This window comes from Erythrobacter sp., from assembly GCF_035194505.1.
In the GTDB taxonomy this organism is placed as follows: domain Bacteria; phylum Pseudomonadota; class Alphaproteobacteria; order Sphingomonadales; family Sphingomonadaceae; genus Erythrobacter.
The window spans coordinates 1,490,842-1,516,129 of the sequence record NZ_CP136573.1; the positions used below are offsets into that span (position 1 = coordinate 1,490,842).

25 protein-coding genes, 1 tRNA gene and 1 pseudogene are annotated in these 25,288 nt (G+C 66.5%); 13 read left to right on the forward strand and 14 right to left on the reverse strand.

Translation table 11 applies throughout. The features are described from left to right. Window positions 1-5 precede the first annotated feature (5 nt). The gene (locus tag RSE14_RS07405) at window positions 6-827 is read left to right on the forward strand and encodes a hypothetical protein (RefSeq protein ID WP_324076705.1); all 822 of its coding nucleotides are present in this window, start codon (window positions 6-8) and stop codon (window positions 825-827) included. Between the two features lies 1 nt (window position 828). Here the strand turns inward: RSE14_RS07405 and RSE14_RS07410 are convergent, their stop codons facing one another. From RSE14_RS07410 to RSE14_RS07420, 3 genes are read right to left on the reverse strand one after another with little or no spacing between them, the layout of a single operon-like run. After that, window positions 829-1,389, reverse strand: a complete 561-nt coding sequence (locus tag RSE14_RS07410; RefSeq protein ID WP_324076707.1) for a GNAT family N-acetyltransferase — start codon at window positions 1,387-1,389, stop codon at window positions 829-831. Window positions 1,390-1,399: 10 nt separating this feature from the next. Beyond that, window positions 1,400-2,578 (reverse strand): amino acid aminotransferase, encoded by a 1,179-nt coding sequence (locus RSE14_RS07415; protein ID WP_324076858.1) that lies wholly within the window; start codon window positions 2,576-2,578, stop codon window positions 1,400-1,402. Window positions 2,579-2,637: 59 nt separating this feature from the next. After that, entirely contained in the window at window positions 2,638-3,432 is a 795-nt protein-coding gene (locus tag RSE14_RS07420; RefSeq protein ID WP_324076709.1) for a DUF1134 domain-containing protein, read from the reverse strand. A 271-nt stretch (window positions 3,433-3,703) separates the two neighbouring features. Here RSE14_RS07420 and RSE14_RS07425 point away from each other — a divergent pair. Continuing rightward, window positions 3,704-3,794 (forward strand) — tRNA-Ser (locus RSE14_RS07425). 23 nt (window positions 3,795-3,817) lie between these two features. On the opposite strand, the gene RSE14_RS07430 is transcribed toward RSE14_RS07425, so the two are convergent. Further along, window positions 3,818-4,444, reverse strand: coding sequence for a TetR/AcrR family transcriptional regulator (locus RSE14_RS07430; RefSeq protein ID WP_324076711.1), 627 nt, complete (start codon window positions 4,442-4,444; stop codon window positions 3,818-3,820). Between the two features lie 100 nt (window positions 4,445-4,544). Here RSE14_RS07430 and RSE14_RS07435 point away from each other — a divergent pair, with 100 nt between their 5' ends. From RSE14_RS07435 to RSE14_RS07450, 4 genes are read left to right on the forward strand one after another with little or no spacing between them, the layout of a single operon-like run. Further along, window positions 4,545-5,555, forward strand: a complete 1,011-nt coding sequence (locus RSE14_RS07435) for a VOC family protein (protein WP_324076712.1) — start codon at window positions 4,545-4,547, stop codon at window positions 5,553-5,555. A 4-nt stretch (window positions 5,556-5,559) separates the two neighbouring features. After that, entirely contained in the window at window positions 5,560-6,399 is an 840-nt protein-coding gene (locus RSE14_RS07440; RefSeq protein WP_324076713.1) for a fumarylacetoacetate hydrolase family protein, read from the forward strand. Between the two features lie 4 nt (window positions 6,400-6,403). After that, window positions 6,404-7,147, forward strand: a complete 744-nt coding sequence (locus tag RSE14_RS07445) for an NAD(P)-dependent oxidoreductase (RefSeq protein ID WP_324076714.1) — start codon at window positions 6,404-6,406, stop codon at window positions 7,145-7,147. Window positions 7,148-7,149: 2 nt separating this feature from the next. Beyond that, window positions 7,150-8,634 (forward strand): bifunctional 3-(3-hydroxy-phenyl)propionate/3-hydroxycinnamic acid hydroxylase MhpA, encoded by a 1,485-nt coding sequence (locus RSE14_RS07450; protein WP_324076716.1) that lies wholly within the window; start codon window positions 7,150-7,152, stop codon window positions 8,632-8,634. Here RSE14_RS07450 and RSE14_RS07455 read toward each other — a convergent pair. The 5 genes and pseudogenes from RSE14_RS07455 to RSE14_RS07475 form a co-directional block, all read right to left on the reverse strand. Continuing rightward, complete coding sequence (locus RSE14_RS07455; protein ID WP_324076860.1) at window positions 8,618-9,184, reverse strand: ShlB/FhaC/HecB family hemolysin secretion/activation protein; 567 nt, start codon at window positions 9,182-9,184, stop codon at window positions 8,618-8,620. The two genes, RSE14_RS07450 and RSE14_RS07455, sit on opposite strands and share 17 nt — an antisense overlap. Before the next feature lie 80 nt (window positions 9,185-9,264). Beyond that, a pseudogene (locus tag RSE14_RS07460) lies at window positions 9,265-10,630 on the reverse strand (IS3 family transposase). 202 nt (window positions 10,631-10,832) lie between these two features. Continuing rightward, on the reverse strand, window positions 10,833-11,408 hold the full coding sequence (locus RSE14_RS07465; RefSeq protein ID WP_324076718.1) for a Smr/MutS family protein: 576 nt from the start codon (window positions 11,406-11,408) through the stop codon (window positions 10,833-10,835). Further along, window positions 11,405-12,646 carry a murein transglycosylase A gene (locus tag RSE14_RS07470; protein ID WP_324076720.1) on the reverse strand — a complete coding sequence of 414 codons (1,242 nt, stop codon included), beginning with the start codon at window positions 12,644-12,646 and terminating at the stop codon, window positions 11,405-11,407. The genes RSE14_RS07465 and RSE14_RS07470 overlap by 4 nt, the downstream gene beginning before the upstream one ends. Before the next feature lie 63 nt (window positions 12,647-12,709). Then, a complete protein-coding gene (locus RSE14_RS07475; protein ID WP_416379368.1) occupies window positions 12,710-13,363 on the reverse strand; it encodes a Tim44/TimA family putative adaptor protein in 654 nt (217 codons plus the stop codon). A gap of 271 nt (window positions 13,364-13,634) precedes the next feature. Here RSE14_RS07475 and secB point away from each other — a divergent pair, with 271 nt between their 5' ends. From secB to RSE14_RS07495, 4 genes are all read left to right on the forward strand, one after another. Further along, window positions 13,635-14,174: a protein-export chaperone SecB gene (gene secB, locus RSE14_RS07480; protein WP_324076721.1), complete on the forward strand. Its 540-nt coding sequence runs from the start codon at window positions 13,635-13,637 to the stop codon at window positions 14,172-14,174. Between the two features lie 28 nt (window positions 14,175-14,202). After that, window positions 14,203-15,768 carry a murein biosynthesis integral membrane protein MurJ gene (murJ, locus tag RSE14_RS07485; protein WP_324076723.1) on the forward strand — a complete coding sequence of 522 codons (1,566 nt, stop codon included), beginning with the start codon at window positions 14,203-14,205 and terminating at the stop codon, window positions 15,766-15,768. A gap of 15 nt (window positions 15,769-15,783) precedes the next feature. After that, on the forward strand, window positions 15,784-16,806 hold the full coding sequence (gene trpS / locus RSE14_RS07490) for a tryptophan--tRNA ligase (RefSeq protein ID WP_324076725.1): 1,023 nt from the start codon (window positions 15,784-15,786) through the stop codon (window positions 16,804-16,806). A gap of 104 nt (window positions 16,807-16,910) precedes the next feature. Further along, window positions 16,911-17,591, forward strand: coding sequence for a DUF4136 domain-containing protein (locus tag RSE14_RS07495; protein ID WP_416379369.1), 681 nt, complete (start codon window positions 16,911-16,913; stop codon window positions 17,589-17,591). A 132-nt stretch (window positions 17,592-17,723) separates the two neighbouring features. On the opposite strand, the gene dut is transcribed toward RSE14_RS07495, so the two are convergent. Both dut and RSE14_RS07505 read right to left on the reverse strand, forming a co-directional pair. Next, window positions 17,724-18,182: a dUTP diphosphatase gene (gene dut, locus RSE14_RS07500; protein ID WP_324076727.1), complete on the reverse strand. Its 459-nt coding sequence runs from the start codon at window positions 18,180-18,182 to the stop codon at window positions 17,724-17,726. Continuing rightward, window positions 18,179-19,834 carry a bifunctional phosphopantothenoylcysteine decarboxylase/phosphopantothenate synthase gene (locus tag RSE14_RS07505; RefSeq protein ID WP_324076729.1) on the reverse strand — a complete coding sequence of 552 codons (1,656 nt, stop codon included), beginning with the start codon at window positions 19,832-19,834 and terminating at the stop codon, window positions 18,179-18,181. Before RSE14_RS07505 ends, dut begins: the two co-directional genes overlap by 4 nt. A 273-nt stretch (window positions 19,835-20,107) precedes the next feature. Between RSE14_RS07505 and RSE14_RS07510 the strand changes: the two genes are divergently transcribed. Next, entirely contained in the window at window positions 20,108-20,497 is a 390-nt protein-coding gene (locus RSE14_RS07510; protein WP_324076731.1) for a hypothetical protein, read from the forward strand. Here RSE14_RS07510 and RSE14_RS07515 read toward each other — a convergent pair. Genes RSE14_RS07515 through RSE14_RS07525 form a run of 3 tightly spaced genes read right to left on the reverse strand, consistent with a single transcriptional unit; the run spans window position 20,494 to window position 23,937 of the window. Next, entirely contained in the window at window positions 20,494-21,624 is a 1,131-nt protein-coding gene (locus RSE14_RS07515; RefSeq protein ID WP_324076734.1) for a hypothetical protein, read from the reverse strand. The two genes, RSE14_RS07510 and RSE14_RS07515, sit on opposite strands and share 4 nt — an antisense overlap. After that, window positions 21,621-23,177 carry a 2-polyprenylphenol 6-hydroxylase gene (gene ubiB / locus RSE14_RS07520; RefSeq protein WP_324076736.1) on the reverse strand — a complete coding sequence of 519 codons (1,557 nt, stop codon included), beginning with the start codon at window positions 23,175-23,177 and terminating at the stop codon, window positions 21,621-21,623. Before ubiB ends, RSE14_RS07515 begins: the two co-directional genes overlap by 4 nt. Before the next feature lie 4 nt (window positions 23,178-23,181). Continuing rightward, the gene (locus tag RSE14_RS07525; RefSeq protein ID WP_324076738.1) at window positions 23,182-23,937 is read right to left on the reverse strand and encodes a class I SAM-dependent methyltransferase; all 756 of its coding nucleotides are present in this window, start codon (window positions 23,935-23,937) and stop codon (window positions 23,182-23,184) included. A 94-nt stretch (window positions 23,938-24,031) separates the two neighbouring features. On the opposite strand from RSE14_RS07525, the gene mutM reads away from it, so the two are divergent. Beyond that, complete coding sequence (gene mutM, locus RSE14_RS07530) at window positions 24,032-24,847, forward strand: bifunctional DNA-formamidopyrimidine glycosylase/DNA-(apurinic or apyrimidinic site) lyase (protein ID WP_324076739.1); 816 nt, start codon at window positions 24,032-24,034, stop codon at window positions 24,845-24,847. A 152-nt stretch (window positions 24,848-24,999) separates the two neighbouring features. Then, complete coding sequence (gene rpsT / locus RSE14_RS07535; protein WP_324076740.1) at window positions 25,000-25,260, forward strand: 30S ribosomal protein S20; 261 nt, start codon at window positions 25,000-25,002, stop codon at window positions 25,258-25,260. Window positions 25,261-25,288 lie beyond the last annotated feature (28 nt).

Genomic DNA, 25,288 nt, shown 5'->3' on the forward strand with positions numbered 1-25,288 from the left:
ACCGGATGGGAAATGCAGCTGGGCTCGCGCAGGCGGGCGGGCGCATCGATTATTTCAGCGGCACACCGCGCGCCGACGCAATCGATCGCTGGATCTATGTCGCAATGGCGGGCGGATTTCTGGCGATAACCCTTGCCGGTTTCGTGCCGGATTCCTTCGAGATGGTCGCTGCCGTGAAGGACGGAACCCACCCGCCCATGACAACGGTTCTGCACCTTCACGCCGTGCTGATGGGCAGTTTTCTGCTGCTCCTCCTCGCCCAGACATGGCTCGCCGCGACGGGGCGGATCAAGGGGCACATGCAATTGGGGCTGACCGCGTTGGTGCTGGTGCCTGCGCTGGTGATCGTGGGCACCATGCTGGCCGCCGAAAGCTACCGTCAGGTCGCCGAGGTCGCCACCAGCGCCGCCCCCGATCTGCGCGCCTCCGCCGAGGCGACGGTGCTGCGCAAGGAGAACATTCTTCTCAGCCAGCTGCGTGCAGGGCTGCTGTTCCCGCTGTTCATCGCGCTGGCCATGCTCGCGCGCCATTCGGACCCGGGCTTTCACAAGCGCATGATGATCCTCGGCACCGCGAGCGTCATGGGCGCGGCAATTGCCCGGGTGCCGGGGCTGCCGACCAGCGCGCCGCATTCACCGATCAGCACCGAGCTTTACATCCTGCTGCTCGCTGTGCCGATGTTCGCGCGGGATCTGCTGCGCAACGGCTATGTCCACCGCGCCTATTGGGTGTGGCTGGCGATCATCCTGCCGACCCAGATCACCATGCTGGTGCTGTGGGATACGCCATGGTGGCACAGCGTCGCGCGGGCGGTGCTGTCGGCCTAGATCAGGCAGCCAGCGGCCCGCTCGCAAAACTCTCGCGGGTGATGACATAGGTGAGGTGCGGGATCACTTCCCCGCCCGCCATGATGCGCTCCTCTCGCCTGTCGGTGAGCCTTGCGCCGATCCGCGCCATTGCGGTGCTCGAGCGGGTGTTGGTCTCGCCGACCATAAAGCGCACCTCGGCGACGTGTGCGAGCGCATGGGCGAGCATCAGCCGCTTCATGGCGTGGTTGAAGGTGCCGCCCCAATGGCTGCGCGCCAGAAACGTCCAGCCGATCTCGACCGAGCCGCCATCGGCCTCTTCCAGCCCTTGAAAGCGCGAGGAGCCGATGATGCGTTCAGCATTTGGGCCGCTGGACTTGTCGATCACCACCAGCGCGCCCGCGTTCGCCAGCGCGTCCTCGAAGAAGGCGCGGAATACCGGCTCCTGCCAGCGGTCATGCGCGGGGTGCTGGGCCCAGATCAGCGGATCGGAGGCGACCGCGAAGAGCGCGTCCCAATCGTCAGGCCGCAGCGGGCGCAAGCGCAGGCGCTCGTCCTCCAGCACCGGCTGGCGGTCGAGCACTGCGCGCGTCTTACTGCGCCACTGCCGCGAGGGCAGCGATGAACTTGGGCAGGTTGGCGTTCGTCAGACCGGCGATGTTGATGCGGCCCGAGGCGGCCATGTAGATCGCGTGATCCTCGCGCAGCTGGGCGACCTCTTCCTTGGTCACAGGGAGCGTCGCGAACAGGCCGTTCTGGCTGCCGAGCGGGGTGAGATCGATCCGCCCCGCCGTGCCAGCGCTGGCCAGCGCATCGCGCACGCCGCGCATCCGGGCGCGCATGTCATCGAGCTCGGCGAGCCACTGCGCGGTCATGCCCGCATCGTTCAGAATGATCCGCACCACCGCGCCGCCGTGATCGGGCGGCATCGACCATGCCGCGCGCGCCAGCGCATTGGCGTTGGAGAAGGCGGTGTCGAGCGAGGCCTGATCCTGACCGAGGATGTAGAATGCGCCGACGCGGTCCCGGTACTGGCCGAAATTCTTGTCGCAGGAATAGGCGACGAAGGCCTCGGGCACTTTCGCCAGCACCTTGCGCATGCCGGCAGCGTCTTCCTCCATCCCGTGACCGAGGCCCTGATAGGCGGTGTCGATGATCGGGAAAGTGCTGCTGCTGGCGAAGGCATCGGCGATCACGTCCCAGTCCTCGGGCGTGTAGTCGATGCCGGTCGGGTTGTGGCAGCAGCCGTGGATCAGCACGGCGGTATCCGGCCCGTTCTGCTCGATCGCATCGAGCACCGCGTCGAGATCGGCGGTGCCATCGTGGCGGGCATGCGGGAAGGTGACAAGCTCGAGCCCGAGATCGGCAAGGATCTGGGCGTGGTTCGGCCAGCTCGGCACGCCCATGCAGACGCGCGTGATGCCCGCCTTCTGCGCCAGCGCCAGTGCGAGCCGCACCGCGCCCGTGCCGCCCGGGGTCTGCATGCCCTGGATGCGCCCGCCCATGCTGGGATCGCCCGCGCCGAAGACATAGGGCATCAGCGCTGTGACCATGCCCATGTCGCCTTCGGGGCCAAGGTAGGATTTGCTGTCCTGCGTATCGACCAGCACCTGCTCGGCCGCCTTGACCGCGGCGAAGACGGGCGTTGCGCCATCTTCGGTGCGATAGACGCCGACGCCAAGGTCGATCTTGTCGGCCCGCGGATCGGCAGCATAGAGACGGATCAGGGCGAGCAGCGCATCGGGCGCCTGGGGGCTGAGTCGTTCAAGCATCATGGGCGGGGCTTTGGCGCGCATGGACGCGCACCGCAACCGGCTTTTCGCGCAATTTTCTAGAACGGCAACCAGCGCTGCTTCTTGGAAAACTTCATGTAGCCCGCATTGACCCCGAGCCTGAGGCCCGCGCCCATGCGGATCGGGATCAGCACCACATCGCCCCAGCGCAGGTAGCTGGCATGCAGGCCCCCGATGAAATAGGCCTGCCCCTCGCCCGCGGGGAAGCGCTTGAACAGGTCTTCGGTGTCGTTGAGGTTGTAGACCAGCACGAAGGTGTTGGCGGCATTGGCGCCGGCATCGAAGCCGATCGAGGGGCCGGTCCAGTAGACCGGTTGATCGCCTTCGATCTTGTGGTGCAGCGTGCCCGAACCATAGCGCGCACCGATGATGAAGGCCCCGCCCGCCTCGCGCCCGACGATATAGGCATTGGGCTTGCCCTGCTTGGCGAGCAGATCCTCGATCATCCGCGCAAGGCCTTCCGCGCCCTTGCCGAACACGCCTTCAGCCGCACCGATCAGATCATCCTCGCCATAGGTCGTCCCCGGCGCGGCCTCGGTCGCGGTAGCGGGGGGAGCAAGCGTGGGGTCCGCAGGCGCGGTCGTGGTCGCTGTTTCGCCGGCATCGGGGAAGGACTGGTCGAAATCAGGCTGTGCGGCCGGCGCGCCCTGCTGGGCTGGAGCTACCAGATCGCCGTCGACGCTGCCCTGCTGGCTAAAGGCCTGGTCGGGATCGAGCCGTTCCAGCTCCTGCGCGGCTGCTTGCCCCGCCAGCGCGACTGCGGCGAGCAGTCCTGCGCCAAGGCCGGCGATGCGGCGGTGAAAGGTGGAGGAGCGTGCGAACAGCCTCGACATGGGTTTGCCTTTCCGTTGGCACGCGCAGTGCCTCAACAATGGGACAAGAAGCCAGATTCCCGTCCGCCGCAAGTCGCGCATCGCCGGAGCGAATCGGAATTGCGACGAGACGTGTCCCGGCTAGATCGGACTGGCTGAACCGCTGCCGAACCGCCTGTTCGCCCGCGTGAAAGGCGCGCAAAAAGGCGGGGTGCGGTTTTTCTCGCAAGCTCCCTTGCCGCTAGCGCTCATGCCCATTATAGCGCCCCCCTCACAGCCAAGCGATGTGCCCGGAGACGTGGGTGAGTGGCTGAAACCAGTTCCCTGCTAAGGAACCGTACTCTATCAGGGTACCGAGGGTTCGAATCCCTCCGTCTCCGCCACAATTCTGCCGCCAGCGCCGGGCTTACCAGCGCTCCCCGATCAGCTCCGCCACCGCGTTGACGCGCTGTTCTGGCACGCCGAGGCCGGATAGTCCCATCACCAGCATCTCGCGCAGCCGCAAGGCAGCCTCGGCGCGGGTTGGGGCGGTTTCGATCAGATTGATCATCAGCACCTGGCACAGGCCAAGCCAGTAGACCACGCCCGCCTCAGCCGCCTCGGGCCGCAGCTGTCCGGCAGCGAGCGCGGCGGCGACATCTTCCTTCAGCCCGCGGTTGAGCGGGTGGGTCTGGCGTGTGGCCGGCACCTGCGAGCGCAGCAGCACCAGCGCACGGCGCGGCTGGCTGAGCGCAAAGTCAGCCCCGACCGCCATCCCTCCGGCAATCCGCGCGACCGGATCGGCAACCCCGGCATTGGCGCGGGTCACCCCGGCCTCCACCTCCAGCCGCACCTCGGCCGCGACGGCGGCGGCGAAATCGTGCTTGCCCTCGAAGTGGTTGAAGAAGCTTCCCTTGGCCACGCCTGCGCGGGCGACCAGTTCGTCGATCGCGATCGCGTCGATCGGGCGCTCCACCAGCAGATCGAGCCCGGCGGCGATCAGCGCGGCGCGGGTGCGGCGGATGCGGGGCGAAGGGGCTGCCTGAGTGGCCATGATGCATGCATACTTGACCATTCGGTCAGTTTCAAGCACATTGACCAAATAGTCAGAAACGAATCGCGCCCGTCGGGAGGCGCTGGTGGGGGGTGGGATCATGGCGATCATCAAGGTCGAAGACATCGCGCATGTCCGCTTTGCCGCGCCCGACCTCGCGCTGATGCGCAGCTTTCTGGAGGACTTCGGCCTCACCTGTTTCGAGGACAGCGGCAGGCTCTACGGCAAGGGCAGCGACGGGCGCCCCTTCGTCCATGCCACCGAGACTGGCGAAGCGAAGTTCCTTGGCGTGGGCCTGCGGGCGGCCAGCATCGCCGATCTTGAAAAGCTCGCCGCGCATGAAGGCGTGGCGGTGGAACCCCTGAGCGAGCCCGGCGGCGGCATGGTCGTGCGCCTGACCGATCCCGACGGCTACCATGTCGAGGTGGTCGCCGGACAGAGCACCGAAGCCCCCGCCCCCGTCCCCGCCCCGCAGTTCAACTCCGCCGCCGACAAGCCGCGCCAGCGCAAGACCATCCGCCTCGAACCCGCACCCGCCCATGTCCGCCGCATCGGCCATGCGGTGCTCAAGGTCAGCGATTTCCACGCCTCGGAGCGGTGGTGGAAAGAGCGGTTCGGCTTCCTCACCTCCGACGAGATCGAAGCCGCCCCGAATGTCGCGCTGGGCGCCTTCATGCGCTGCGATCGGGGCGATGTGCCCTCCGATCACCACACCGTCTTTCTCGCCCAGCTGCCGGGTGCGCTTGGCCTGCTCCACGCCGCCTTCGAGGTCGAGAGCCTCGATGACCTGATGCTTGGCCACGAATATCTGAAATCCCGTGAGCGCGAGGCCGCATGGGGCGTGGGCCGGCACATCATGGGCAGCCAGATCTTCGATTACTGGAAGGACCCCTTCGGCAACGAGCTGGAACACTGGACCGACGGCGATCTGTTCACCGCCGCCGATCCGCCCGCCAAGCAGACCATGCAGGCGCTGCTCGCGGTGCAATGGGGCAGTCACCACCCGATGTTCGCCGGAAAGATGGCCCCGCCCCCTGGCCTCGTCGCCTTCGTCACCGCAATGCAGCTGCGCATCAAGCGGCTCTTTTCACGCACACCCAAGGAAGTCTGAACCCATGAAACTCTGCACCTTCACGCATGGCGGCAAGACCCGCACCGGCATCATCGTCGGCGATACCGTGGTCGAAACCGGCGTTGCTGGTACGATGATCGAACTGATCCGCGACTGGGACGCGCTGAAGCCCGGCCTCGAAGCCAAGGCGGCGACCGGCGAAGGCATCCCGCTTGCCGAGGTCAAGCTCGAAGCGCCGGTCCAGCGTCCGGGCAAGATTTTCGCGATCGGCCTCAACTATGCCGATCACATCGCCGAAAGCGGTCTTGGCACGCCCGAGCGGCAGGTGTGGTTCACCAAGGCGCAGACATCCGTGAACGCGCCCTACGACCCGATCCTGATCGCGCGCGGCACCATGACGCCGGATTACGAGGCGGAACTGGTCGCGGTGATCGGCAAGGGCGGCAAGCACATCGCCGCGGCCGACGCGCCCGCCGCGATCTTCGGCTATTGCGTTGGCAATGATGTCACCGAGCGCATGTGGCAGCACGCCGTGCCGCAATGGGCGCTCGGCAAGAGCTTCGATACCCACGCGCCGATGGGCCCTTGGATCGTCACGGCCGATGAAATTGGCGATCCCCACGATCTCGGCATCCGCTGCTTTGTAAATGGCGAGGAGCGGCAGAATTCGAACACGAAGCACCTCGTCTACAATGTGTGGCAGCAGGTCGAGCACCTTTCGGTCGGCATGACGCTGGAGCCGGGTGATTGCCTGTTCACCGGCACGCCCGGCGGCATCGGCGCGGCGATGGACCCGCGCCAGTTCCTCAAGGACGGCGACGTCGTGGGCACGGAGATCGACGGGATAGGCCATATCGAGGGCACGATGGTAGCGGAAGGCTGAGGCTATGCGGCTTCTGATCATCGGGACATCCGGCAACAGTGGGCTGGCACTGACGAAAGTGGCGCTGGCGCGCGGGCATCAGGTCACCGCCTATGTTCGCAGTGCCGAAAAGCTGCAGTCCCTGCTGGGCGCACAAGCTGTTCCGGGGCTGACCATACGGACCGGCACCCTTGATGATCACGCCGCGCTGGCCGATGCAATGGCGGGGCAGGGCGCGGTCATCAACGCCGCCGGGAATGCCACGACCGATCCGGACTACGTGCCGATGGTTCAGTCTCTGATTGGCGATGCCGAAGCGGCGCTGGGCGCTGGCGGGCGGCTCTGGCTGTTCGGCGGGGCGGCTGCGCTCGACGTGCCGGGCTTTGAGGTGCGGGCGGCCGACCTGCCGGTGATCCCGAAAGTCTACAAGCAGCACATCCACACCCTGGCGCGCGTTTCGGCAACCGCGCTGGACTGGTCGATGCTCTGCCCCGGCCCCATGGTTTCGGCGCAGTCATGCCAGCCATGCGAGGGGCTAAGGGTCAGTGCCGACTGCTGGCCGGTGGAAGGCCCTGCTCCGGGCGGACTGTTCAAGACGGTTCGCATCCTCAAGACCTTCAAGCAGCGCATGCCCGAAATGATCGTGACCTATGAGGATGCCGCCCGGGTCATCCTCGACAATCTTGGAGCCAACGGGCCGTTTTCACGAAAGCGGGTCGGCCTCGCCCTGCCGCTGGGGCAGACGGGGGCCAAGCCGGGGGGCTTTTGATAATGCCGCAGCAGCCCGCCTTCGCCTGCCCAAGCGCCTGCGACGTCCTGATCATCGGCGGCGGGCCGACGGGCGTGACGCTGGCCTCGCTGCTCGCACTGCGCGGTGTGCGGGTGATCGTGGCGGAGAAGGAGGCGGAGATATTCCCCCTCCCCCGCGCGGCGCATATCGATCACGAAGGCATGCGCATCCTGCAGGAAGCGGGCGCGGCAGAAGCGGTGATGGCGACCAGCCGCCGCGCTGACGCTTACGAGTTTCGCAATGCGCGTGGTCGCATGCTGATGGCCTTCAACGGCGCGCAGAATATCGGCCCGGGCGGCTGGCCGATCGCCAACATGATCCACCAGCCCTCGGTCGAGGCGGCCCTGCGCCATGCCCTGTCCGAGCGGGCCCCGGATGCGCTGCGCAGCGGGTGGGAGATGCTGTCCTTCAGCGAAGACAAAGAGGGTGTCACCGCGCATTTCGCCACTCCGGAAGGCGAGCGTTCCGTCCGCGCGCGCTGGCTGGTCGGCGCGGATGGCGCGCGCAGTCCGGTGCGCAAGGCCTGCGGGATCACCTTCGAGGATCTGGGCTTCGAGGAGCCGTGGCTGGTGGTCGACGTGCTGGTCGATGATCCCTCGCGCCTGCCCACCGCCAACCTGCAGATCTGCGACCCCGCGCGCCCCACCACCTGCGTGCTGATGGGCGAAGGCCGGCACCGCTGGGAGTTCATGATCCTGCCCGGCGAAAACCCGGAAGAACTGAGCAGCGACGCCTCGGTGGAGCGGCTGCTTGGCCCCTGGAATGTCGCAGGCGCGGTCCGGATCGAGCGCAAGGCCGTCTACACCTTCCGCGCCCGCATCGCCGAGGAATGGCGCAAGGGCCGCGTGCTGCTGGCGGGGGACGCCGCGCATCAGACCCCGCCCTTTGCCGGGCAAGGGATGTGTTCGGGACTGAGGGACGCGGGTAATCTCGCATGGAAGCTGGCGGCGGTGTCGCGGGGCGAGGCGCGCGAGGACTTGCTGGATAGCTACCAGCCCGAACGCGCACCCAATCTGCGCGCCACGATCGACATGGCGATCATGATGGGCCGGATGGTGTGCATCACCAGCCGCTTTGGCGCAGCTGTGCGCGATGCCAAGTTTGCGCTGGCCCGCATACTGGGCAAGCTGCCCGACGGCCCGCCTGCCTATCCGCCGCTCGGCGCCGGAGCGATCCTTGCCGGATCACCGGGAGCGGGCAGCTATTTCCCGCAAGCCCTTGGCGCCGCGGGCGAGCGGCTCGACGATGTGCTGGGGCCGGAGGCATGGCTGATCACCCGCGCGGCGCTGGCGGGCGAAGAATTCGCACCCTTTGCCGCGATGCTTGGCGGCTGGCTCGATGCCCACGGGGCTGAGGCGGTGGTGGTGCGGCCCGATCGCTTCGTCTTCGCAAGCGGCGATGATCCCGCCGCTCTGGCGCAATCGTGGCAGACTGCGGTCGCCTCCCCGCTCAGAACGACTGGCTGACCCTGAGATTGATGCGCGGCTGCTTGTCGCCGGTGTCGTAGCGCGGCTCGGTGAGCGGCACGGCGACTTCGAGATCGAAATCGAGATTGCCGGTGACATCCGCCCGCAGGCCCGCGCCGCTCGATGCGAGCGATCCGTCACCAAAGCCGCCATCAAGATTGCGCACCATGCCGCCATCGGCAAAGGCGTAGAGTTGCAGGTGATCGACCGCGCCCAATGCCTTGGGCCAGTCGTAACGCAGCTCGCCCACGCCCGCGACGCCCTGATCGCCCACCCGCTGGGCAAAGTCATAGCCGCGCAGGAAGGCATTGCCGCCGAGCACGAAGTTTTCGCCGATCAGCAGAGGATCGGTGGAGAATTGGCCGTTCGCCGCGAGCGACAGGCTCACGCGCGCAGCAAGACTGCGGCGCCAGTTCAGCCACCACGACAGCGTGGTGAAGCCGGGCGGCGCATCGAGGCCCGACGCAAGCGGATCGCCGAGCTGCGTAGCGCCGAGCGCATCGAAACCCTGCGTGATCGTCGCCCTGCCCTGCAAGGTGCCGCCAGCCAGCGGGCTTGTCCGTCGTCAGAACATTCGGCACAACACGGGGCGTAAATTAGCGGAGTGCGGGCCTCGTCCGGGGGTTGATGTTACGCGGCGAGGTTGCGGTGTTGCAAGCGCCGATGTTCGATGGTCTGTCGCTTGATCCTTTCACGCTGTTTGATGATGGCTGGGGCCCTGCCGAAGTAGGCGTCGGCGGGTGTCACGTTGGACAGCGCTTCGTGATAACGCTGGTGGTTATAGTGCTCGACGAAGGCCTCGATCTGGGCCTCGAGGTCGCCGGGCAGGAAGTAGTTCTCCAGCAGGATGCGGTTTTTCAGGGTCTGGTGCCAGCGCTCGATCTTGCCCTGGGTTTGCGGGTGCATCGGGGCGCCGCGCACGTGGCTCATCTTGTTGGCCTCGATGTATTCCGCCAGTTCTCCCGCGATGTAACTGGGACCATTATCGCTGAGCAGCCTTGGCTTGTGCAGCACCGTGGCGCTGTCGCAGCCGGAAGCTGCCAGGGCGAGGTCCAGCGTGTCGGTCACATCCTCGGCCCGCATGTTGGTGCACAGCTTCCAGGCGATGATATAGCGCGAGAAGTCGTCGAGCACGGTGGAGAGATACATCCAGCCCCACCCGATGATCTTGAAGTAGGTAAAATCGGTCTGCCACATCTCGTTTGGCCGGGTGGTCTTGGTATGGAACGCATCAGCCGCTTTCACCACGACATAGGCCGGGCTGGTGATTAGGTCGTGTGCTTTCAGCAGGCGGTAAACCGTGGCTTCGGACACAAAGTATTGGCGTTCATCGGTAAATCGCACGGCCAGTTCGCGTGGGGACAGCTCGCTGTAATCCAGCGCGAGTCCGACGATCTGATCCTGCACCTCAGGCGCGATGCGGTTCCACACCCGGCTCGGCGCGGAGGGCGATCTTCCAGCGCCTCCGGCCCGCCCTCGAGATAGCGGTCATACCAGCGGTAGAAGGTCCGACGGGCGATGCCCAGCTTGTCGAGCGTCCGCTTGGCGGGCAGGTGGGACTGCTCGACGACCCTGATGATCTCAAGCTTCTCGGATGCGGGATACCTCATTCTTCGCCCTCCCCATCCGCGATCATGCTTTTTTTCAGCAGACGGTTTTCGAGCGTCAGGTCCGCAACGCATTCTTTGAGGGCACGGGCCTCGCGGCGCAGATCCTGCACTTCGCCGGTGGTTGCGGCACGAGCAGTATCACCGGCAAGTCGGCGCTTGCCCGCTTCCATGAACTCCTTCGACCAGGTGTAATACAAGCTCTGGGCGATGCCTTCCTTGCGGCAGAGCTCGGCGATGCTGTCTTCACCGCGTAGCCCATCGAGCACGATCCGGATCTTGTCTTCAGCCGAGAAATGACGACAGGTCTGCCGCCGGATGTCCTTCACAACCCGCTCAGCGGGGGGCTTTTTGGGTGCCGATTTTTTCAAGGAGGATTGGGTCTTCATCTTCGTTCCTTCGTCACTACGACGAAGCCCCAACCCTCCTTAAATCACAACCTCAAATCTGTGCCATTGGTGCTGACGGGGGACAGCCAGCCCCCAGCATCGTTTTTGTCAGGAGAAGCAATGACGCAGGCAGAGAGCAGCGCCCACTGACAAGCCATGTCAGGGGCATGACAAATGCGGTTAGGTGGCGGGTTGGAGCGGCTCAGCCGCGGCGTTTGAGGATCAGGTAGAGCGCGCCTTCGCCGCCGTGGCGGATGTGGGCGCGGCGTACGGCGGCAATCGACCCTGCGTGGCGGCTGGCGGCGAGCCAGTCGAGCAGCTTGGCCCGGATTGCCCCGCGCCGCTCCATCCGGTCAGCCGGATCGACCGGTCGCTCGCGCCCTGCCACCACCAGCACCACCCGCGCATTCATCGCGCGGGCCTGATCGAGCGCGCTCATCACCCGGTCATAGGCGGTATCGAGCGTGTGGCCGTGGAGATCGAGCGTCAGATCGGGATCAAGCCGCCCGCCCTTCATGCGCCGTTCCCAATGCGAATCGAGCGCGCCGGGAATGGCGGGCGGGCGCGGCGGGGGCGCCGGGAGCGGCCGGTGCTGCGGGGTGCGCGGCTGCGGCATGGCGGGCTTGGGCGGTGCAGCCGGTTTGGCGGGCACAGGCGCATCGGGCTTGGGCGCAGCGGGCGGCGCGGGCCGTTTCTTGCCCGGCAGCGGCTTCACGCTTGCGGCAAGGTGCGCCCAGGCGGCCTGTTCACCGGTGGTCAGCCCCCGCGGCGCTCTCATGGTGCGCCCGCGAGCCGGGCGGCGGCAGGCTTTGGCAGCAGGACATAGGCCTGTCCCCGCCCGCTCATCCCGCCCGCAATCGCTCGCGCATCCTCGCCCGCGCCCCAGAAGGTGTCGAAGCGGTTGGGGCCCTTGATCGCCCCGCCGGTATCCTGCGCCACCCAAAGGCCCGAGGCCTCGCGCCGGTCCATCGCCAGCCACACCGGCGCGCCGAGCGGGACATAGAAGGGGTCCACCGCCACCGAAGACTCGCGCCGCACCGGCACGCCCAATGCGCCTAGGGGGCCGTCGCCCTTCAGTTCGGTGAAGAAGATCCAGCTCTTGTTGAGCCGCATCAGATCGCGGCCTTCTGCGGGGTTCTCGCGAATATAGGCCATGATCCCCTGCATCGAGCCGGGATATTTGCCCGGCCCCTCGCCCAGCAGGCCGCGCGTGCGCATCACGCCGCCGATGCCGGTATATTCGCGCCCATTCTGCCCGGCATAGCCGATGCGGATCACCTCGCCTTCAGGCGTGATGAGGCGACCGGAGCCTTGAATCTGGAGGAAGAAGAGCTCCACGGGATCGGCTGCCCACGCGATCACCTGCGCCTTGCCTGCGAGCGCTCCGTCCTCGATTTCGGCGCGGTCATGATAGAGCACGAAGCGGCCCTCATCGTCATAGCGGCCGAGCGGCGGGCGGCCGGTGCGCTGGTCTTCGGGCATATCAGCGGGGAATTCGCCGGGCTTGGCGCGCACCAGATCGGTTGGCATGGCGTAGACCGGCACTGCGAAGCCCGGCCTGCGGGTGCGGCTACCGGCGATTTCGGGCTCGAAATAGCCGGTGGCGAAGGCCTTGCCGTCGCCCACCTGTACCGGCGTGAAGGTCTGCGTAAAGAACGCGCGGGCGCTCGCTCCGCTCCAGCCGCGCGCCGCCGCACATGGCTCGCGCCAGTCCTCGGGGCGGGTCAGGCCGCTGCCATCCTCGCGGGCGAGCAGTTTGGGGCAGGATTCGACGAAACTCGCCAGTGCGCTGGCGGCGTCGCGATCATCGAGCGCAAGGCTCGCAAGCGCGGGGCCGAGCCCCACGCCGGCCAGCAGGGCATTGGCGGGCAGTATGGAGACAACCGGAGGAGGAACGACCGGAGCAGGAGCGACCGGGCGCGCGGTGACCACGGGCGGGGGGATGGAACCTTGCGGGATGATCCGGCCACAAGCCGCGAGCACCAGCATCAGACCAAGCGCCAGAGCCGCGCGCATCACCTGCTCCCTCTATCGCAAACGTCCCGCCACAGCGGATGGCAGCGGCCAGCCTGTGACTGCTTACCCCTCGTCGGTTTCGTCGAGCAGCCAATTGGGATCGCGCGCCGAGGTGTTGCGCGAGAAGGTCCAGACATCGCGGCTTTCGATCGCATCGTCGAGCGATCCGGCAATGACGTTCCCGTCCTTGTCGCGGGTGACGGCGGCGATATCGGCCACGAACAGCACCGCGATGCGCGCCATGCGGCCATCGAGCGAAGCCGAATGGATGCGGGTTTCCTCGATCCGGATCAGCGTGTTGTCGAGCGTTTCGCCCGCTGCCTCGCGCGCATCGAGGGCAGCGATGAAACCGCCATAGACGTCATCGTCGCACAGCTCGCGCAAGGTTTCGCGGTCGCCCGCCCAGAAGGCTTCGAGCACCATGCGATAGGCCCCGCGCGCGCCTTCGAGGAACTGGGCGAGGCTGAACTTGCTGTCAGCCGATGCAATCTCGCGGATGCCGCGTTCGACTGCGGGCATCACTCCTTCGAGTTCGACCGGGCGGGCAGGCGCGACCGGAGCAACCGGCGCAGGACGCGCGATACCGGCGGGCTTGTCGTCCGAATCGAAGCGCTGCGGCACCACCTCCTCCTCATGCTCCGCCCGGCGGCCAAGCACCGAGTAAAGGCGCAGGCCCAGAAAGGCGGCGACCATGGCGAGGAGAACGATTTCAAGCACTAGACATATCCGATCAACGTAGGGCCGCCGCCGGCGTGCGGGCCGGACGACCTCCCGAGGAACAGCACCCTGCCTTAAATAGGCACTGATTACAATTCGCCAACGCCCGATAGGTTGCAGCCCGAAAGGAATTGTCGCGCCGGCGCCATGCACAGCCACGCGGTTGCGGCCCGCGCCTGCGCCTGCTAGGCGCGCCGGGCACATGCCGGCAACGCTCGCTTCGATGCGTCCGGCGCAATTCCTGTTACACGATTTGAAAGATACCAGACCGATGGCCGACGAAGAAGGCGTGCTCACCAATCTCGACAACACCGGCGAGCCCAAGCCGAACGGTGCCGATACCCAGCCCGCGATCGGCCTGATCACGCAATATGTGAAGGACATGTCGGTCGAGAACCCGAACGCTCCGGACGTGTTCCAGTGGGCCGAGCCGCCGCAGCTTGATGTGCAGTTCAACATCGGCGCAGAGCCGGTCGGCCCGGATGTGCACGAAGTGATCCTCAAGATGACGATCACCGCCACCGCTCCGCGCGGCAAGGCCTATATCGTCGATCTCGCCTATTGCGGCCTCGTGGGCATGCGCAACGTGCCCGAGGAGCAGGGCCACGCCTTCCTTTATGCCGAAGCGCCGCGTTTGCTGTTCCCCTTCGCCCGCCGCGTGGTGGCCGATGCGGTGCGCGATGCCGGTTTCCCGCCGCTGATGCTCGATCCGATCGACTTCAACGGGCTTTACATCCAGCGCCTCCAGGCCCGCCGTGCCGAGGAAGCCGCCGGCGGCGAGCCGATCGCGCCGGTCACGGGCAACGCCTGATCCTCACGACGCGCGGGGGCACCGCAGCATGAGCCTGCTCAGGAATGTCGGCACGATCGGCGGGCTGACGCTGATCAGCCGCATCTTCGGCTTTGCCCGCGACATCCTGCTCGCCCGCGTGCTCGGCGCGGGCGGAGTGGCCGATGCGTGGCAGCTCGCCTTCCAGCTGCCGAACCTGTTTCGCCGCCTCTTCGCCGAAGGGGCCTTCGCATCCGCCTTCGTGCCGCTGTTCAACCGCTACATGGCCGAGGACGAGAGCGAGGCGAAGCGCTTCGCCGGCGAAGTCCTGGCCGTGCTCATGCCGATCCTCGTGGTGTTCGGCGCGCTGATGATGCTCGCCATGCCGTGGGTGCTTTGGGGCTTTGCCAACGAAGACCTGCGCGGTGATGCGCGCATCTATGCGCTGGCGGTCAGCATGGGGCGGATCGCCTTTCCCTACCTCATGTTCATGAGCCTTGCCACGCTGGTGGCGGCGATCCTCAACTCGCTCTCGCGCTTTGCGGCAGCGGCGGCCGCGCCGATCCTGCTCAATATCTGCCTGCTGTCCGCGCTGGTGTGGGGCGCGCTCCAGCCGGCAGGCGAGGCGACCCGTGCAGCGACAGGCATTGGACTTGCAATCGCGGTATCCGTCAGCGGGCTGCTGCAACTGCTGTGGCTTTACTGGTTCATGCGGCGAGCGGGCTTCCGCCTCCCGCGCGAGCGCCCGCGCATCACCAGCCGCGTCAAGGAAATGGGCGTTCTGATCGTGCCTGCGGTGTTCGGCGCGGGCGTTTACCAGATCAGCCGCTTCATCGATCTCGCCTTCATCCGCGGACTGCCCGATGGCAGCCTGACCTACATGGCGATGGCCGATCGCTGGAACCAGCTGCCGCTCGGCATTATCGGCATTGCGCTGGGAACGGCGATCCTGCCCGCCCTGTCACGCTATATCAGCCGCTCCGAGGACGAGGAGGCAGTCCGCCTGCAAGCGAACGCGATCGAACTCGCGATGCTGCTCACCCTGCCCTGCGCAGTGGCGCTGTTCATCACCGGCTTTGCTTTTGTGAAAGCCTTCATGGAGGGCCAAGCCTTTACGGCTGAAGATGCGCGGGTGACCGGCATGGTCACCTCGGCGCTGGTCGTGGGCTTGCCCGCCTATGTGCTGGTCAAGGTGCTGACCCCCAATTTCTTTGCGCGCCGCGACACCAAGACGCCGGTTTACACCGCCGCTGCCTCGCTGGTGGTGACGGTGGGGCTCAATCTGGTGCTGGTGCCGCTGCTTGGCGTGGTTGGCCTTGCGCTGGCTGGCGCGGTGGGCGCATGGGTCAATATCGCACTGCTCGGCGCGGTTCTCGCACGGCGCGGATACTTCCGCATTCCGGGGCGGGTGCTCGGGCGGATTGGACGGATTGCGCTTGCCTCGGGCCTGATGGGAGCCAGCCTGTGGGCCCTGATGCAGGTCATCACCCCGTGGCTCGACGGGCCCTTCACCATGCGGCTGCTGGCAGTGGGCGCGATCATGGTGGTGAGCCTTGTCACCTATGGCGCAGGCACCGTTCTGCTCGGAGTCCTCGACAAGGCCACGGTGCAGCGCCTAATGCGCCGCCAAAGCTAAGCAACAGGACCAGTCATGCGCGTCGTCTCCGGCATCCAGCCCACCGGCAAACCCCACCTCGGCAACTACCTCGGTGCGATCCGCAATTACGTGAAGCTGCAGGACGATGCCCATGCGGCGGGCGGCGAGTGCCTGATCTTCATCGCCGATCTCCACGCGCTCTCGATGCCGCATGATCCGGCCGAACTGCGCTCCTCGACGCTGGAACTGGTGGCGACGCTGGTGGCCTGCGGGCTCGATCCGGACAAGGCGATCCTGTTCAATCAGGCGCAGGTGCCGCAGCATCCCGAACTGCAATGGCTGCTCAACGGCACCGCGCGGATGGGCTGGCTCAACCGCATGACCCAGTGGAAGGACAAGGCCGGCAAGAACCGCGAGGGCCAGTCGGTCGCGCTCTTCACCTACCCCGTGCTGCAGGCGGCCGACGTGCTGCTCTATCAGGCCACCCACGTGCCGGTGGGCGAAGACCAGAAGCAGCATCTCGAACTCGCACGCGACATAGCGCAGAAGTTCAACAATGATTTCGGGACGGAAGAAGCGCCGATCTTCACCCTGCCCGAGCCGATCATCCCTGCCGAGGCCGCGCGCATCATGTCCTTACGCGATGGCTCGGCGAAGATGTCGAAATCGGATCCGTCCGACATGAGCCGCATCAACCTTTCGGACGATGCCGACACCATGGCGCAGAAGATCAAGAAGGCAAAGACCGACCCCGAGGCCCTGCCCTCGGAAGAAGCAGGCCTTGCCGAGCGTCCCGAGGCGAAGAACCTCGTGGGCATCTATGCCGCGCTCGCCGGGCAGTCGGTGGGCGGGGTGCTGGCCCAGTTCGGCGGACAGGGCTTCGGCGCGTTCAAGCCCGCGCTGGCCGATCTGCTGGTCGACAGGCTCGGCCCGATCCGCGAGCGGTTCGTGGCGCTGAAGGACGATCACGAGGCATTGGACGCGATCCTCGCGCGCGGCGCCGCCAAGGCGCGTGAACGGGGCACGCCGACGCTCGATGCGACCTACAAGGCGCTGGGGCTGGTGAGGCACGCGTAATCGCCTATCGCCGCTATTCAATCGCTGTTCATGCCGGTGAGATAGAATATCGCGCGCAAGCACCATTGCCATCATCGCACTGGTGACCACACAAGGGATGTGTCATGACGACCGCTATGTCCTCGATCAAATCGCTTCGCCGCATCGCACTGCCGCTGGCTCTGGCTGCCGGTCTTGCCGCTTGTTCCACGACGCCTGCCTTCAAGGCCGATGTCTCGCGCTTTGCCGTGCCGTTGCCCGCGCCTGCGGGCCAGACCTTCGCGGTCGTGGCGGAGGATCCCAAGCTCGCCGGCGGTCTGGAATTCGCCACCTATGCCAATGCCGTCGCGGCCGAGATGACGCAGCTGGGCTACGCCCGCGCCGCATCGCCGGAGAGCGCCGACATGCTGGTGCGTTTCGATTACCGCGTCGATGGCGGGCGTGAACGGGTGCGCACCGATCTCAACGGCGCAGGCTTTGCCGGTGGCCCCTGGGGCCGTTGGGGCGCCTGGGGCGGCGGCTTTGGTCCGTGGGGCCTCGGCTTCAACGATCCGTGGCTTGGCGGCGCACCGAACGTGCGCAGCTACACCATCTACACCAGCGCAATCGACCTGAAGATTGATCGCCGCGCCGATGGTCAGCGCCTGTTCGAAGGCAAGGCCGAAGCGGTGTCGCGCACCAACCGCCTGCCGCGCCTGGTGCCGAACCTCGTCGATGCGCTGTTCACCGACTTCCCCGGCAACTCGGGCGAAACGATGCGCATCACCATCCGCGACGACGAAAAAACCGTGCGCCCCGCCGACTGATGGTGTAGGAACGAGCTCAACAAACCCTTGGACGGGAAAAGAGAGGCGGCGCCAGGGGATCGGCGCCGCCTTTTTTGTTTTTGAATCAAGGCAGGCCGCATTTTCCGGCGCAAATCACCGGATTCTCTCGGCTCAAAGTTTGGCGTGGCCTCCGGTTGAGCCGAAGCCGCCCTCGCCTCTTTCCGTGGCGTCCAGTTCGGCAACTTCGTCCCATGCCGCCTGCACGACAGGCGCGAGCACCAGCTGGGCGACGCGATCGCCGCGCTGGATGACGAAGGGCTCTTGCCCCAAGTTGATCAGGATCACCTTGAGTTCGCCCCGATAGTCGCTGTCGATCGTGCCGGGGGTGTTGGGGACGGTGATGCCGTGCTTCAGCGCGAGGCCGGAGCGGGGGCGCACCTGAATTTCGTAGCCCTGCGGAATCGCCAGCGCCAAGCCCGTCGCCACCGCATGCCGCTCTCCGGGCGCGACGGTGGCATCCTCGGCGCTCACCACGTCCATGCCCGCTGCGCCGATGGTGGCATAGGCCGGCAGCGGCAGGCCTGCACCATGCGCGAGGCGCTTGACTTGCACAGCGACCGGATGGGTCATTCCGCCGCTTCCGCCTTGAGGCTGGCTGCGATGCGTTCGGCCAGTGCCATCGCCACCGCGCTCTTGGGCATCTCGTCCAGCGTCTCGATGCCGGAGCTGGTGACGATGTGGACACGGTTGCGATCGCCGCCCATCACATCGCCGCTAACGTCATTGGCGACAATCCAGTCGACCACCTTGCGCTTGCGCTTAGCCTTGGCATTCTCGATCACGTCCTCGGTCTCGGCCGCAAAGCCGATCACCAGTTCGGGGCGACCCGCCCCGCCTGCGAGATTGGTGAGAATGTCGGGGTTCTCGGTCAGCATCAGCGCCGGCGGGGCCGAGCCGCGCTTCTTGATCTTCTCGCCGCGGTATTCCTTGGGCCGCCAGTCGGCCACCGCAGCCACCATCACCGCCACATCGGCGGGCAGCGCCGCGCGCACGGCGTTGGACATATCCTCGGCGCTTTCAACATCGATACGGTTCACGCCTGCAGGCGTTTTGAGCGAGACCGGGCCTGCGACCAGCGTCACCTTGGCGCCCAGCGCAGCAGCAGCGGCGGCGATGGCAAAGCCCTGTTTCCCGCTCGAACGGTTGGCGATGTAGCGCACCGGATCGATCGCTTCCCAGGTCGGCCCGGCGGTCACCAGCACGTGGCGGCCATAGAGCGGGCGATGCCCCTCGACGACGCCGAAATCCTCGCCCTCAGTCACTTCCCCAAGATCGGCAGCAACCTCATCGGGCACTTCGGGCGGAAGCTTGCGCGGATCGACCTTGTGATTGATCGCGGCTGCATCGATCGGCGGCGCAGCGCTGGCGCTGCCCTTCCGGGCGAGCAGCGGGCCGCCGAAATCGGGGGCAAAGTCGGGTTCGGCTTCAGGCGCAGGTTCTTCCGGCAGCAGCGCCTCGACATCCTCGGTCTCGGGCAGATCCTGATACTCGGCCTCGATATCCTCGTGGCTCCGCTTGGCGGTGGAGCGCGGGATGATGCGCGAGAGCAGGCCGCCAAGACCACTGCCGAGCCCGGCAGCTTCGCCGTCACCCTCATCCTCGGGTTCGATCGCCTCGACTTCGATCCCCGCGCGATCATTGGCGGGGATGCGTGCGGGCGCAGGCTCGGGCACGTCGATGCCGAAATAGGCGGCGATATTGCGCCAGATCACCTCGGGCTCCGGCAGGCGACCGTAGCCGAACTCGCCGCAAGCCATCGGGCCTTCATCGGGGTGCAGCACAGTGACACCAGCCGATGTCAGCAGCTCGACATTGCGCTGGGTTGCCTCGTGCTCCCACATCCGCACGTTCATGGCAGGCACGGCCATCACCGGCTTGTCGGTGGCGAGAATCAGCGTGGTGGCCAGATCATCGGCAATGCCTGCAGCCATCTTGGCCAGCAGATCGGCCGTGGCGGGACACACAACCACCAGATCGGCCTCGCGCGAGAGCTGGATGTGGCCCATCTCGGCCTCGTTCTTGAGGTCGAAGAGATTGGTGTAGACCTGATTTTCGGACAGGGCCGCGAGCGCCATGGGGGTGACGAACTGCTGTCCGCCCTTGGTGACGACGCAGGTCACCTCCCCGCCGCCCTTGCGGATCAGGCGCACCAGCTCGCAGGCCTTGTAGGCCGCGATGCCGCCGCCCACGACCAGCAGGATGCGCGGAGCCTTGCCCGTCATCGCTTGCTTCCGCTTTGCTTGCCGATCAATGCCATCGGTCCCGATCAACTCCCGTGCGCCGCGCGATGCGCAGCCGCCAATGCTTCCTAGACGCTGCCCGCGCCAGCGCCAAGCCGCGCGGGATACAGTCTTGGCGCGCAGATTGGGCGCGCTGTGGTTAAGATTGCACTTAAAAAGGCGCAACAGGTTTTGCGCCGATTTGGCGTGCCGGCGACTTGAGCTGCGCCCTGCGCTGCGCCAGACCCGTTAGCAGACTTATCCGGGGGATCGGACATGACAACTATCCTGCGCATCGCCTTGCTTGTGGTCGGCGTGCTGTTCTTCACCATCGGCACCGGCTTTTTGCTCGCGCCTGTGCGGCTCGGCGAAGCTCTGGGGGTTGCGGCCAATGGCGCGCAGGGCCTTTCGACCATCCGCGGGGATTTCACCTCCTTCTTCTGGGTGGGCGGGATATCGATGGCGCTGGGCGGATTGCGCAATCACGCCGGACTGTTGCTGGTGGCCGCCTCGCTGGTCGGCGTCACGCTCACCGGACGGATAATCAGCCTGCTGGTTGATGGCACCTATCCGGGCGCTTTCCAGCCCATGCTCATAGAGGCGTTTGCCTTGACGCTGGCGCTGGTCGGTGCCCGAGTGCTCGGCAAGGGGCCGGCGGCGGGCTAGCTCCGGCCCGCGAAGCTGCGTCCAAGCTCGAACAGCGCGCGCGGAGCAAAGGCAAGGCCGATCCCGTAGGCGGGCAGGCCGATTTGCACCCAGTAGAAATTCTCCGGCCGCGCAAACAGCGCGACCATGGTGAACAGCCCCGCGAACCACATGGGCGCAAACAGGCCGATCCGCCCGCCGAGCGAGGCCCAGCCGACCAGCGGCAGGATCGCCAGCGGCGCAGCGATCATCATCGGCAGGAAGACCAGCCCCGTCAGGCGGCACAGCGCCATCAGCGGCAGACCATAGCCCGCCAGCCCGTCCCAGCCCTGCGAGGCGCGGTCCCCCGGGAGCCCCTCGGCCGAGACCGCGAGATAGTGCAGCCCCATGCCGCCGGCAAAGAGCGCGAGCAGCGCCGTCAGCGCCCCCGCCTCGGCCCAGCGCCGGGTCACCAGCGCAACGGCCAGCCACAGCAGGACGAAAGGCACCGCCAGTTCGCGCACCGCCAGCGCCATGGCCGCCGCGATCAGCGCGGGCCACCAGCGTTCGGGGCGATAGATCAGCAGCGCCAGCGTCAGCCACAGGCCCGCCCAAAGCTCGTGCACCAGCCCGGCAATCGGCGCCGCCACCGCTGCACCGCCGAGAGTGAGGATCACGATTCCGGCGAGCCGCTCGGGCAGCGACACCAGCGGGCCGAGCCGCAATTGCAGTGCGACAAGGCAGGCCAGCGCCAGCGCCGCCTCGATCAGCCGCACGCCATTGATGCCGATGCTCGCCTGCAGCCAAGCAAGGGTCGGCTGGCGCACCGCGACGAACGGCCGGGTCGGATAATTGTCGCGCCGCTGCTCGTCGAGGGCGGCCCCATAGTAATCCTCGCCCCCGGTCACGCGTGCGGCGATGCGGGCATAGAGCGCGAAATCGCCGTCCTTGAGATCGGAGATGGCCGTGCTGGGCGGTTTGGATGCGAGTTTCGCAGCGACGGGATTGGCGGCGCGTTCAGTCCGGTCAACCTGCACGCTGGCCGCCGCACTCCAGATCATCGCCGCCGCCAGCAGCGCCAGCACGAGGCCCGCCGCCCAGTGCGGCAGGTGTGCGAAGGGCCGCCCGACTGCCTCCCACCGCGCCAGCAGCGAGGGGCCGCCGGTCATCCGATCCAGCCGGCCGCGAGCGCGCCCCAGACAGCGCCGGCGCCCACAGCCACAGCGATGAGATAACCCAGCACGCCGCGCCCCTCGCGCTTGTCGGTGAGGAGCGGAATATGCGGCAGCGGCGGGGCCTCGGGCGCGCCGCCCTTGGGCGGGAACATCTCCTCCACCCGCCGGACAAGACCGGGCAGGCGCAGCAGGGTTTCGGCATCCTGCTTGAGGCGATCCGCCAGCGCGGCTTCCGGCCCCAATTCGTCACGGATCCACTCGCGCACATAGGGGGCTGCGGTGTCCCACATGTTGATGTCGGGATTGAGCTGGGTGGCAATGCCTTCGACCATCACCATGGTCTTTTGCAGCAGCAGCAGGTGCGGCTGGGTCTGCATGTCGAAATCGCGGGTGATCGCGAACAGCCCGTCGAGCATCTGGCCGACGCTCAATTCCTTCACCGGCTTGCCCCGCATCGGCTCGCCCACGGCGCGCAGCGCGGTCGCGAATTCGCCGATCGAATGGTAGGAAGGCACATATTGCGCCTCGAAATGGATTTCGGCGACGCGTTGGTAGTTGCCGGTGGTCAGCCCGTAGAGGATCTCCGCCAGCCACTGGCGCGCACGGCGATCGATCCGGCCCATGATCCCGAAATCGATGGCAACGATGGTGCCATCGTCCTCCACGAACAGGTTGCCCTGATGCATGTCGGCATGGAAGAATCCGGTGCTGATCGCCTGAGTGAGGAAGCTGATCACCAGCTTCTCCGAGATCGCCGCGAGATCATGCCCGCGTGCGCGTAGTTCGTCGACGCGGCTGATCTTGATCCCGTCGATCCACTCGATCGTCATCACGCGGCCATTGGTGCGGTCCCAGTCGACTGCGGGGATGCGGTAGCCCGGCACGCCCGCCATCTGCTCGGCAAGCTCGCTCGCCGAGGCCGCCTCGCGCCGCAGGTCGAGCTCTGAATTGGTCCAGCGCTTGAAATTGGCGATGGTGAGGCGCGGGCGCAGGCGCTCGGCCTCGCCGCCCATCGCCTCGACATGAGCGGCGGCCCATTCATAGGTCTGGATGTCCTGCGCGAACTTTTCGCGGATGCCCGGGCGCAGCACCTTGACCGCGACCTTGCGGCCATCAGTGGTAACCGCCTTGTGGACCTGCGCGATCGAGGCTGCGCCGACAGGCTCAGGGTCGATCTCGGCGAACAGCGCCTCGATCGGCTGGCCAAAGCTGCTCTCGATTACCGCGCGGATCTGGGCGAAGGGCACCGGGGGCAGGCTGTCCTGAAGCGAAAGCAGGTTGTTCGCCGCTTCCTCGCCCACCAGATCGGGGCGGGTGGCGAGCGATTGCCCGAGCTTGATCGCTGCCGGACCGATGGCGCGGAAGGCGCCCGCGTAATCGGGCTTGCCGCGCTTGCCGGTCAGCGTGGCGAGGCGCGCAATGCGCACCAGCTGCCGTACGGCGGCTGGCGCGTTGGGATCATTCTCGATCCCCACCAGTGCGCGGCGGCGAGCCAGCGTCACGCCCCAGCGGGCGAGGCGGAACAAATGCGTTGCGGGCGTGGGCACTGATCTAGATCTTCCACCCCGAATGGATCGCCACCAGCCCGCCCATGATCGGCTCGACCTTGGTATTGGCGAAACCCGCCTGCCGGATCATCTGCTCGAAGGCGGGCATCGGCGGGAACTTGCGGATCGATTCGGCAAGGTAGCGATAGGAATCCGCGTCCCCCGCAATCGCCTGCCCCATGCGCGGCAGGAGGTGCTCGGAATAGATATCGTAGGCCTCCTTGAGGCCCGACCATTCGACCGTCGAGAATTCGAGGCAGAAGAACCGGCCACCGGGGCGCAGCACCCGCAGCGCTTCTTTCAGCGCGCGGTCGATGTGCGTCACGTTCCGGATGCCGAAGGCGATGGTGTAGGCATCAAAGGAGTTGGAGGCAAAGCTCACGCTTTCCGCGTTCTGGCAGGTGAAGACGAGCGCGCCGTCCTCTTCCGCAAAGCCCCGCTCCAGCGCGCGCTCGGCGCCGACATCGAGCATGTCCTGATTGATGTCGGCAACCGTGATGTGGGCGCCGTGCGCCGCCATGCGGAAGGCGATGTCGCCCGTGCCGCCGGCCATGTCGAGGATCTGCTCCCCTTCGCGCGGCTTCACGCGGCGCACGAAGCGGTCCTTCCAAAGCCGGTGCATCCCGCCCGACATGGCATCATTCATGATGTCGTATTTGCGTGCGACGCTGGAGAAGACCTCGCCTACCTTGCGGGTCTTTTCCTGCGGGGTGACCTGCTCGTAGCCGAAGGACACGGTTTCGTCGGTAGTTTCGCTCATGCCGGGTTCCCTAGAGGGAATTGAGCCGGGCGCAAAGGGTGTTAGAGGCACCATCTGTTGCGTCAGTCGCGAGCGAAAGCGAACACAAAACGAAATGCCTGAACTTCCCGAAGTCGAAACCACCGTGCGCGGACTTGCACGCTTTCTCGAAGGCGAGCGGATCACGCGCGTCCAACTGAACCGCGCCGATCTGCGCCGGCCTTTTCCGGCCGATCTGGTGCAGGTTATGACGGGGGCCACCGTCAGCGCGCTCTCGCGGCGGGCGAAATATGGCCTCATGCATCTCGATCGCGGGGCGACGATGATCTTCCATCTCGGCATGAGCGGGCGCTGGCGGATCGATCCCGAGGTGCCCGACACGCACGATCACCTGCTGCTGGAGACCGCGAGCAACCGCTTTGCCCTGTGCGATCCGCGACGCTTTGGCTCGGTCGATCTGGTGGAGACGGCCGCGCTGGAAGCATGGCCGCAATTCGCAGCCCTCGGCCCAGAGCCGCTCGGCCCGGGTCTCACCGCAGCGCACCTCAAGGCGGCGCTGGCGGGCAAGACCCAGTCGATCAAGCTGTGCCTGCTCGATCAGCGGATCGTTGCAGGCCTCGGCAATATCTATGTCTGCGAGGCCTTGTGGCGCGCCGGCATCCGCCCGACCAAACCCGCTGGCAAGGTCACAGGCCCGCAGCTGGCGCGGCTGGTGCCAGCGATCATCGACGTGCTGGAAGCCTCGATCCGTGACGGCGGTTCGACCTTGCGCGACTATGCGCGGCCCGATGGCGAGCTGGGCTATTTCGCCAGCTCTTTCGACGTCTACGGGCGCGAGAACGAGGCCTGTCGGCGCAAGGATGGCGGGCAGATTCGCCGCATCGCGCAAGGCGGCCGGAGCACATGGTATTGCCCGGTGTGCCAGAAGTGAGGGAGAATCGTTGACCTTGCGGGCAGTTCTTACTAAGGGCGCTGCTTTCCGGCGGGAGACCCATGGGTCCGCTCGCCCATTTTCGAGCAACCCGACACAGTTTTCCCGGCTGCCCACCGCGGCCTGAACCAAACGCGAGACAGACACGAATTATGGCCAATACGCCGCAAGCCAAGAAGCGCATCCGTCGCAACGCAGCCCGTGCCGAAATCAACGGCGCGCGCATCAGCCGCATCCGCAGCTTCATCAAGAAGGTCGAATCGGCCTGTGAAGCCGGCGACAAGGAAGCCGCCGCTGCCGCGCTCAAGGCTGCCCAGCCGGAAATGGCCCGCGGCGTCGCTCGCGGCGTGCTGCACAAGAACACCGTGGCCCGCAAGCTCTCGCGCCTGACGCGCCGAGTCGCCACGCTCTGATTCGTTTTTCTGGTGATCCGGACAATCC

What these genes read in the sequence shown, in the direction of transcription:
- RSE14_RS07525 (WP_324076738.1), bottom strand. Translation starts at nt 23,937, where the DNA reads ATGAGCGAAACTACCGACGAAACCGTGTCCTTCGGCTACGAGCAGGTC.
- RSE14_RS07465 (WP_324076718.1), bottom strand. Translation starts at nt 11,408, where the DNA reads ATGAGAGCGCCGCGGGGGCTGACCACCGGTGAACAGGCCGCCTGGGCG.
- mutM (WP_324076739.1), top strand. Translation starts at nt 24,032, where the DNA reads ATGCCTGAACTTCCCGAAGTCGAAACCACCGTGCGCGGACTTGCACGC.
- RSE14_RS07440 (WP_324076713.1), top strand. Translation starts at nt 5,560, where the DNA reads ATGAAACTCTGCACCTTCACGCATGGCGGCAAGACCCGCACCGGCATC.
- RSE14_RS07430 (WP_324076711.1), bottom strand. Translation starts at nt 4,444, where the DNA reads ATGGCCACTCAGGCAGCCCCTTCGCCCCGCATCCGCCGCACCCGCGCC.
- RSE14_RS07435 (WP_324076712.1), top strand. Translation starts at nt 4,545, where the DNA reads ATGGCGATCATCAAGGTCGAAGACATCGCGCATGTCCGCTTTGCCGCG.
- RSE14_RS07510 (WP_324076731.1), top strand. Translation starts at nt 20,108, where the DNA reads ATGACAACTATCCTGCGCATCGCCTTGCTTGTGGTCGGCGTGCTGTTC.
- dut (WP_324076727.1), bottom strand. Translation starts at nt 18,182, where the DNA reads ATGACCCATCCGGTCGCTGTGCAAGTCAAGCGCCTCGCGCATGGTGCA.
- RSE14_RS07450 (WP_324076716.1), top strand. Translation starts at nt 7,150, where the DNA reads ATGCCGCAGCAGCCCGCCTTCGCCTGCCCAAGCGCCTGCGACGTCCTG.
- RSE14_RS07470 (WP_324076720.1), bottom strand. Translation starts at nt 12,646, where the DNA reads ATGCGCGCGGCTCTGGCGCTTGGTCTGATGCTGGTGCTCGCGGCTTGT.
- RSE14_RS07420 (WP_324076709.1), bottom strand. Translation starts at nt 3,432, where the DNA reads ATGTCGAGGCTGTTCGCACGCTCCTCCACCTTTCACCGCCGCATCGCC.
- murJ (WP_324076723.1), top strand. Translation starts at nt 14,203, where the DNA reads ATGAGCCTGCTCAGGAATGTCGGCACGATCGGCGGGCTGACGCTGATC.
- RSE14_RS07515 (WP_324076734.1), bottom strand. Translation starts at nt 21,624, where the DNA reads ATGACCGGCGGCCCCTCGCTGCTGGCGCGGTGGGAGGCAGTCGGGCGG.
- RSE14_RS07415 (WP_324076858.1), bottom strand. Translation starts at nt 2,578, where the DNA reads ATGCTTGAACGACTCAGCCCCCAGGCGCCCGATGCGCTGCTCGCCCTG.
- RSE14_RS07495 (WP_416379369.1), top strand. Translation starts at nt 16,911, where the DNA reads ATGACGACCGCTATGTCCTCGATCAAATCGCTTCGCCGCATCGCACTG.
- RSE14_RS07445 (WP_324076714.1), top strand. Translation starts at nt 6,404, where the DNA reads ATGCGGCTTCTGATCATCGGGACATCCGGCAACAGTGGGCTGGCACTG.
- rpsT (WP_324076740.1), top strand. Translation starts at nt 25,000, where the DNA reads ATGGCCAATACGCCGCAAGCCAAGAAGCGCATCCGTCGCAACGCAGCC.
- secB (WP_324076721.1), top strand. Translation starts at nt 13,635, where the DNA reads ATGGCCGACGAAGAAGGCGTGCTCACCAATCTCGACAACACCGGCGAG.
- RSE14_RS07505 (WP_324076729.1), bottom strand. Translation starts at nt 19,834, where the DNA reads ATGACGGGCAAGGCTCCGCGCATCCTGCTGGTCGTGGGCGGCGGCATC.
- trpS (WP_324076725.1), top strand. Translation starts at nt 15,784, where the DNA reads ATGCGCGTCGTCTCCGGCATCCAGCCCACCGGCAAACCCCACCTCGGC.
- RSE14_RS07405 (WP_324076705.1), top strand. Translation starts at nt 6, where the DNA reads ATGGGAAATGCAGCTGGGCTCGCGCAGGCGGGCGGGCGCATCGATTAT.